Source organism: Pseudomonas sp. P5_A12, from assembly GCF_056400685.1.
The window spans coordinates 1-7,231 of record NZ_JBFUKU010000263.1 but is presented as its reverse complement, the minus strand read 5'-3'; the positions used below and the strand labels follow the sequence as shown (position 1 = coordinate 7,231).

7 protein-coding genes are annotated in these 7,231 nt (G+C 59.1%); 3 read left to right on the top strand and 4 right to left on the bottom strand.

Annotated elements, in window-relative coordinates:
* The 3 genes from AC1DSG_RS24705 to AC1DSG_RS24695 all read right to left on the bottom strand — a co-directional run.
* The coding region (locus tag AC1DSG_RS24705) for an OprD family outer membrane porin (protein ID WP_477793240.1) at window positions 1-234 on the bottom strand (234 nt) is incomplete at its 3' end.
* A 122-nt stretch (window positions 235-356) separates the two neighbouring features.
* Complete coding sequence (locus tag AC1DSG_RS24700; RefSeq protein ID WP_477793239.1) at window positions 357-1,619, bottom strand: gallate dioxygenase; 1,263 nt, start codon at window positions 1,617-1,619, stop codon at window positions 357-359.
* 25 nt (window positions 1,620-1,644) lie between these two features.
* Window positions 1,645-2,982 (bottom strand): MFS transporter, encoded by a 1,338-nt coding sequence (locus AC1DSG_RS24695; RefSeq protein ID WP_477793238.1) that lies wholly within the window; start codon window positions 2,980-2,982, stop codon window positions 1,645-1,647.
* 223 nt (window positions 2,983-3,205) lie between these two features.
* Here AC1DSG_RS24695 and ilvD point away from each other — a divergent pair, with 223 nt between their 5' ends.
* The 3 genes from ilvD (at window position 3,206) to AC1DSG_RS24680 (ending at window position 6,545) form a co-directional block, all read left to right on the top strand.
* Window positions 3,206-4,888 carry a dihydroxy-acid dehydratase gene (ilvD, locus tag AC1DSG_RS24690; protein WP_477793237.1) on the top strand — a complete coding sequence of 561 codons (1,683 nt, stop codon included), beginning with the start codon at window positions 3,206-3,208 and terminating at the stop codon, window positions 4,886-4,888.
* A gap of 111 nt (window positions 4,889-4,999) precedes the next feature.
* The gene (locus tag AC1DSG_RS24685; protein WP_477793236.1) at window positions 5,000-5,440 is read left to right on the top strand and encodes a hypothetical protein; all 441 of its coding nucleotides are present in this window, start codon (window positions 5,000-5,002) and stop codon (window positions 5,438-5,440) included.
* Window positions 5,441-5,696: 256 nt separating this feature from the next.
* On the top strand, window positions 5,697-6,545 hold the full coding sequence (locus AC1DSG_RS24680; RefSeq protein ID WP_477793235.1) for a CAP domain-containing protein: 849 nt from the start codon (window positions 5,697-5,699) through the stop codon (window positions 6,543-6,545).
* Between the two features lie 6 nt (window positions 6,546-6,551).
* Here the strand turns inward: AC1DSG_RS24680 and AC1DSG_RS24675 are convergent, their stop codons facing one another.
* Window positions 6,552-7,181 carry a DUF2238 domain-containing protein gene (locus AC1DSG_RS24675; protein ID WP_477793234.1) on the bottom strand — a complete coding sequence of 210 codons (630 nt, stop codon included), beginning with the start codon at window positions 7,179-7,181 and terminating at the stop codon, window positions 6,552-6,554.
* Window positions 7,182-7,231 lie beyond the last annotated feature (50 nt).

Below are 7,231 nucleotides of genomic sequence, written 5' to 3'. Positions count from 1 at the left end.
ACCCACCGGGCCCTGGGTGAACCCGGACTTGGTGTCGAGGATGAAGCTCTGCGTCCACTCCTCGGCCTTGCTCTGCGGGTTGGTCGGGTTGGTGAAGTTGCGGTTGATGTAGAAGTTACGCAGGTTCAGGTTGGCGCTGGCATCGTCCACGAATCCGGCCGCCGAACCCGCCAGAGGAAACGCGGAGACCATGGCGAACGTGCAGACGAAACGAGGGTTGACCGTGATTTTCATTGTTATTGTTTTCCAATTTTTGGCTAAAGAAAGACCCTGCGCCCGGTAATGCCGGGCACAGTGAGGTCAAACAGAAAAATGAACTGGGCGGCCCGGGAAGAGCCGCGAGAATGTCGGCGCGATCAGCGCGGTGCTTTGCCCGCCACCGAGTAGAGCACCTGCTGATTGCGGGTTTTCATGAAGTCTTCCAGGCTTTGCCCACGCATGGCGGCGTAGACCTGCAAGTTGGGGATACCCAGCACAGCCGCGAGTTTTTCCAGCACAAAGAAGATCGCTCCGTACTGGATCAAACCGCGCCAATCGCGGCGGCGCAGCAGATCGCGTTCCTCTTCGCTCAAGCCGCCTTCTTCAAACAGCGCCTCGGGTGCATCAAGGAAACGCTGGCGCCACTCGGGCTCGATCATGCGGTGCAGAAACTTGTTCAGGCTATAGCCCTTGGCACTGCGTTCCAGGGTGAACGGGTACGTCCCTTCCAGCTTCTCGATCCCCGCCAACTGGTGTTGCATATGCTGCAAGTGGCGGGCGTTGACGTCAGCAGGCACCGGGCGATCCTGGTTTTCCAGGAGCAAGGTGGCGATGCCGGTCATCGACGGCAGGTAATAATCCTGATGCAGGTTTTTCACCGTGGCCGACAACGCGCCGCGCATGATCAGCCAGGTGATCACCTCCGAACCTTCCATCCCGCCCAGGGTGGCGTACTCGGCGTGGGTCATTTCGGTCAGGCGCACCGGGTCGTTGACCAGCAAATCGATGAACTGCGCATCCCACTCCGGGTTATTGAAACCACAGCGCTCGCCATGCACCTGATGGGATACGCCGCCGGTGGCCACAATCGCCACCTTCAAGTCTTCGGGATAGCTTTCAATGGCCCGGCGCAGGGCCTGGCCCAGCTTGTAGCAGCGCAACGCACTGGGAATCGGGAACTGCAACACACCGACTTGCAGCGGCACGATCTCCACCGGCCACGCAGGATCGCAAGGCAACAGCGCCGACATCGGCGAGAAGAAGCCATGATCCAGCGGCTTGTCGCGGAAGAAACTCATGTCGAACTCATCGGCCATCAGGCTTTGACCGATGTGTCGCGACAGGGCCGCATGCCCGCCGACCGCAGGCAGCGATCGTGGATTGCCGCCCTCGTCGGCGACCTCGTACCGCTCATCGACGCCCAGGGAAAACGCGCCGTAGTGGTCGAAGAAAAACGAGGTCACATGGTCGTTGAAGATGTAGAACAGCACATCCGGTTTCTGCTCTTTGAGCCAGACCTTGATCGGTTCGAAACCTTCGAAAATCGGCGCCCAGGCCGCCTCGTTCTGTTTGTCGTGATCGACAGCGAAGCCGATGGTGGGTGTATGTGAGACGGCGAGGCCACCGATGATGCGTGCCATAACGAGTTCCTGTGTTTAAAAAAGATTATTGCGTCAGCAAGGCCTGGTTCACCCGGCGTCGTGCATGACCGTTAGCCAGGATCGCCAGTGCAGCGATAAAGGCCGGCACGCTCAACAGGGCGAACAGCAACGGCAGACCCAACCCGAGGCTGAGCACCGCACCACCGATGAGAGAACCAAAGATAGCCCCGAAACGCCCGATGCCCAGCATCCAGCTCACCCCGGTGGCGCGGAATTCGGTCGGGTAGTAACCCGGCGCGAAGGCGTTGAGCCCGGTTTGCGCACCGCTCATGCAGAACCCCGCCGCGACCACGCCGATTGCCAACAGGCTCGACTCAAGGCTGAAGGCCCCCAGCAGCAGAATGAATGCACCGCCCAACGCATAAGAGGTCGCGATAACAGCGTTCGGATTACGTCGGTCCATGGCCCAACCGACCAGGATCGCACCCACGGTGCCGCCAATCTGGAACAGCCCGGTAATGGTCGCTGCGCGTTCAATCGATAAGCCGCCTTCACGCAACAGCGTCGGCATCCAGCCCATGGTCAGGTAGATCACCAGCAGGCCCATGAAATAGGTGAGCCAGAGTGCATAGGTGCCGAGGCGGAAACGCTCGCTGAACAGCATGCGCACCGGGGCTTTTTGCTGAGCCTGGGGCTCGGTCATGATGAACCGGGTGGCGTTGGTGAATGTCCCGCCCAACTTGTTCAAGACATTGGAAATCTGGCTGGCAGGTGCATTTTTAGTGGCCAGAAAACGCGCTGACTCAGGCAACAGAAACCACAAGAACGGCACCAGCAACAGCGGCATGATCCCGCCAAAGAGCAGCACCGATTGCCAGCCGTGACTCGGAATCAGCCACGCGGCGACAAAACCACCCAAGCCCGAGCCCATGTTGAAGCCGGTGAACATGATGGTGATGAACAGCGAGCGATTGCGCTCCGGCAGGTATTCAGACAGCAATGTGGTGGTATTGGGCATTGCCGCGCCCAGCGCCACGCCCATGAACAGCCGCAGAGCCGCCAGTTCATAGGGATTGCGGGCGAACGCGCAGGCCAGGCTCAGCACACTGAAACCGGTCACGGCGCACAGCAGCACCTTTTTGCGTCCCAGGCGGTCGGCGTAAGGGCCGGCCGTCAACGCACCAATGGCCAGGCCGACCATGCCGGCACTCATCACCGGACCGAAAGCGGCTTTGGACAGGCCCCACTCCTGGATCAGTGAAGGGGCGATAAAGCCCATGACCGCGACGTCAAAACCGTCAAACAGCACAATGAAAAAACACAGGGCCATGATCAGCCATTGGTAAGGCGCAACCGGTCGGTTGTCGATCCACGCCTTGATATCGACTGTTTCGTTACTCATGCATTCACCTTCTTATTTTTTTGAAATTGCGGCAGGCGTGGAGTCGATGCGCGACAGTCACTCTGTTGGGCGTGACTCTAAAGCCGCAGGCGCCCGCCCCGCCTCTGGGAAATCCTTAAGGGGGTATCGGTTTTTCTTATCGGGCCGGTTCTGCGAACCCGGGCTAGACTTAAAACCCCGGGCCTGGAAGCCATCGATCAGCCTTTTTATGTGAGGAAAAGTCATGAGCGACAAAGACGATCTGCGCAAATACTCCTCTCAAGTCATCGACGGCGTTGAAGCGGCCCCCGCACGCGCCATGCTGCGCGCCGTGGGTTTCACCGATGCCGACTTCAAGAAGCCGCAGATCGGCATCGCGTCCACCTGGGCCATGGTCACGCCGTGCAACATGCACATCGACAAACTCGCCCTTGAGGCCGAAAAAGGCGCCAACGCGGCCGGCGCCAAAGGCGTCATTTTCAACACCATCACCATTTCCGACGGCATCGCCAACGGCACCGAAGGCATGAAGTACTCGCTGGTGTCGCGCGAGGTGATCGCCGATTCGATTGAGGTGGTGGTCGGTTGCGAAGGCTTTGACGGCCTGGTGACCGTGGGAGGTTGTGACAAGAACATGCCGGGCTGCCTGATCGGCATGGCGCGGCTCAATCGCCCGTCGATCTTTGTCTATGGCGGCACCATCCGTCCGGGTGCCGGCCACACCGACATCATTTCGGTGTTCGAGGCCGTGGGGCAGCATGCGCGGGGGGATATCAGCGAGATCCAGGTCAAACAGATCGAAGAAGTGGCGATTCCCGGCCCTGGCTCCTGCGGCGGCATGTACACGGCCAACACCATGGCCTCGGCCATCGAAGCCTTGGGCATGAGCCTGCCCGGTTCCAGTTCTCAGGACGCAGTCGGCAGCGATAAGGCATCAGACAGTTTCCGCGCCGGTCAGCAGGTCATGGAACTGCTCAAGCTGGATCTCAAGCCGCGCGACATCATGACTCGCAAAGCCTTTGAAAATGCGATCCGCGTGGTCATTGCCCTCGCCGGCTCAACCAACGCCGTACTGCACTTGCTGGCCATGGCGAACGCCGTGGATGTCGACCTGACGCTGGACGACTTCGTCGAACTGGGCAAGATCTCGCCAGTGGTGGCCGACCTGCGCCCCAGCGGCAAATACATGATGAGCGAACTGGTAGCCATTGGCGGCATCCAGCCGCTGATGAAACGCATGCTCGACGCCGGCATGTTGCATGGTGACGTGCTGACGGTCACCGGCAAGACCCTGGCAGAAAACCTCGCCAGCGTGCCTGACTATCCAGAAGGCCAGGACGTGATCCTGCCCTTCGACAAGCCGATCAAAAAGGACTCACACCTGGTGATCCTGCACGGCAACCTCTCGCCCACCGGCGCAGTGGCCAAGATCACCGGCAAGGAAGGCCTGCGCTTCGAAGGAACGGCCCGCGTCTATCATGGCGAGGAAGGTGCGCTGGCCGGCATCCTCAACGGCGAGGTCAAGGCCGGCGACGTCATCGTGATTCGCTATGAAGGGCCCAAGGGTGGGCCAGGCATGCGTGAAATGCTCTCACCGACGTCGGCGGTCATGGGCAAGGGGTTGGGCAAAGATGTCGCGTTGATCACTGACGGCCGCTTCTCCGGCGGCTCGCACGGTTTTGTTGTCGGGCATATCACGCCGGAAGCTTTTGAAGGCGGGCCGATTGCGTTGATTGAAGACGGCGACAAAATCACCATCGACGCCGAAACCCGACAGATTACGGTGGATGTTTCCGATGCAGTGTTGGCCGAGCGTAAAACCCGTTGGGTGCGGCCGGAATCCAAATACAAGCGCGGGGTGTTGGCGAAGTATGCGAAGACGGTGTCCAGTGCTTCAGAAGGTGCTGTGACGGATAAATACCTTTAAGACCCAATCGCTATTAGACCGACTATCCGAAGARAGCCTGGATGTGTATGGACGACTAAAATTTATAGGGGGATCACTTCAACGCGCCTTTCTCAAGGCAGGAGGTTTACGATGAAAATCGTATCTTCGCTGGCGTTGATGGTAGCGGCAGGCTGCATCTCCGTGGCTGTATCAGCCCAACAGCAGATCGACGCCGTTCCCTTGAACGCAACTACTTACAATGCCGGGCATATCGCTCAGGCCGTTCTAACCCCCGTGAACAGTAGTGAGACGGAGCTCTCATTATTCGTGGGTGGTGTACCCGATGGCACTTTGGTTCCGGCGCACTTGTATACCTATGTCTACTCGGGAAGCTGTGCCAAGCATGAGCCGAAACCGGCCTATTCACTCAACAGAGTTGTTACTGACAACTTCAACGAAACAGAGGGAATCCAACTCGATAAGACTGTGCCTCTGCCATACGACACGCTGCGCTCCGGCCATTACGCACTGGTGGTGCGCGATAGTCCGGCCGATGGCAATCACGAAATTTTCTGCGGTGAACTTATCTAAGCACCTCTCACCCGCTTCCACGTAAAAGCGTGGGAGCGGGAAGGCTTGCTGTTGAAATCCGTTGCTGATGCAAACGACATCGACTGCGACCGTCACATGTTTAAGGCCGGCCGCGGACTTTTAGCCATTTGCGCCACGCGGAAGGCAAAGCCGTATTTTTTGCATCCATCCCTCCTGAACCTAGTGTGCAAATCCCAGTCTTACTCCCGCCGTGAACTCCCATTACCACTGTCTTCTCATCAGAGCTGTCTGCCTCATGCACCCGACCGTCCTCGCCTCGTTGTGTTTCTTGCCTGTGCTTGCTCTATTCTCTTCTCCCGCTCATGCCAATGGCGAACGCCAATTGGTGGCCGCGATCAACGACTACCGTGCCCATCCGCAACGTTGCGACAGGCGCCCGGCACAACGCCTGGCACCGCTGGCGCTGAACTCCAACCTGGCGTTGCCCGTTGGCTATGGCGGCGGTTTGCGTGATCGGCTGAAGGCTTCCGGCTATTCAGCGGTGGCGGTACGCAGCATTCGGGTGGTCGGCGCACAGGATGCCGATCAGGCGTTTGACATGCTCCAGGATGATTACTGTGGGGCGCTGCTGGACGGCCAGTACGCCGACATTGGCGTCAGTCGCGCCAGGACCGAATGGCAAGTGGTGCTGGCGCGGCCAGTGCTCGACAGTCAGATCGGCGATTCGCGATCCGTCAGCAAAGCATTGTTGGCACAGGTGAACGCAGCGCGATCCAAATCGCGGATGTGTGGGGGCCGGCGCTTCGCCGCTGCGCGACCACTTGGCTGGAGCCCCGCTTTGGGCGCCGCCGCACAAGGGCACAGCAAGGCCATGGCCTACGGCAATTACTTCGCACACCAGGACCCCGACGGTGATAGGCCAGCGGATCGAGCCAGGGCCGCGGGCTTTCGTGGCAGGCAGATCGGCGAAAATATCGCCGCCGGACAGAGTTCACCGAGCAAGGCGATGGCGGGATGGCTGGCCAGCCCCGGGCATTGTGCGAATTTGATGAACCCGATGTTTACTCAGGTCGGCGCGGGTTATGCGGCGGATGCGCGCAGTGATAAAGGGGTGTATTGGACGATGGTGTTTGGGGCGCAATGAGCGCGCTCATGCCTTCTTTAGTTTGATCAGGAACATTACCGACAGACTGACACAGGCGCCGGCCACCGCCAGCGCCATGTCTTTCTGTGAATCCCATGGGTCGTTTTGTGCGCCGATAAACGCGCGAGAAGTGTCGTCGCCCAGATAGGCCCCGCCAATCCATTCCACCAGTTCATAGATAGCTGACGTCGACAGCATGATGTTCAACGCCACAAAAATCACCCAGAAGCCCCGCAACGGGGTCAGCCGCAACAGCACTTCCCGCACGGGATAAACCATAAACAGTCCGTAACTTAAATGAACCAGTCGATCAAAGTGATTGCGATGCAGCCCGAGTGCCCTGTTGAGGCTGACCCCGGTCAAGGTTGAGCACCAACGGTCATAAGGCACTTCGGCGTAGGTATAGTGAGCCCCCAATTCGTGAATACACAGGAACACGAAAATCAGGGTGACCGACGCAGCGGACAAACGAAACCAGGGTGAAGCCGCCACCAACGTGCCGACGAGCAACAGCACTAACAGGTTTTCCAGCGCCCAATCGATCCGGCTGTGCGGCGAATAACCCAGCACCACGGTGATCAAAACCAGCAGACTCAACAACGTCAGGTCGTATCGCGCATCTGCCTTGGGCTGCATGCTGTGAGCTCCTGACCGGGGTTGCGCAATTCTCAAACCCGCGCTGATCG

What these genes read in the sequence shown, in the direction of transcription:
- AC1DSG_RS24700 (WP_477793239.1), bottom strand. Translation starts at nt 1,619, where the DNA reads ATGGCACGCATCATCGGTGGCCTCGCCGTCTCACATACACCCACCATC.
- AC1DSG_RS24695 (WP_477793238.1), bottom strand. Translation starts at nt 2,982, where the DNA reads ATGAGTAACGAAACAGTCGATATCAAGGCGTGGATCGACAACCGACCG.
- ilvD (WP_477793237.1), top strand. Translation starts at nt 3,206, where the DNA reads ATGAGCGACAAAGACGATCTGCGCAAATACTCCTCTCAAGTCATCGAC.
- AC1DSG_RS24685 (WP_477793236.1), top strand. Translation starts at nt 5,000, where the DNA reads ATGAAAATCGTATCTTCGCTGGCGTTGATGGTAGCGGCAGGCTGCATC.
- AC1DSG_RS24680 (WP_477793235.1), top strand. Translation starts at nt 5,697, where the DNA reads ATGCACCCGACCGTCCTCGCCTCGTTGTGTTTCTTGCCTGTGCTTGCT.
- AC1DSG_RS24675 (WP_477793234.1), bottom strand. Translation starts at nt 7,181, where the DNA reads ATGCAGCCCAAGGCAGATGCGCGATACGACCTGACGTTGTTGAGTCTG.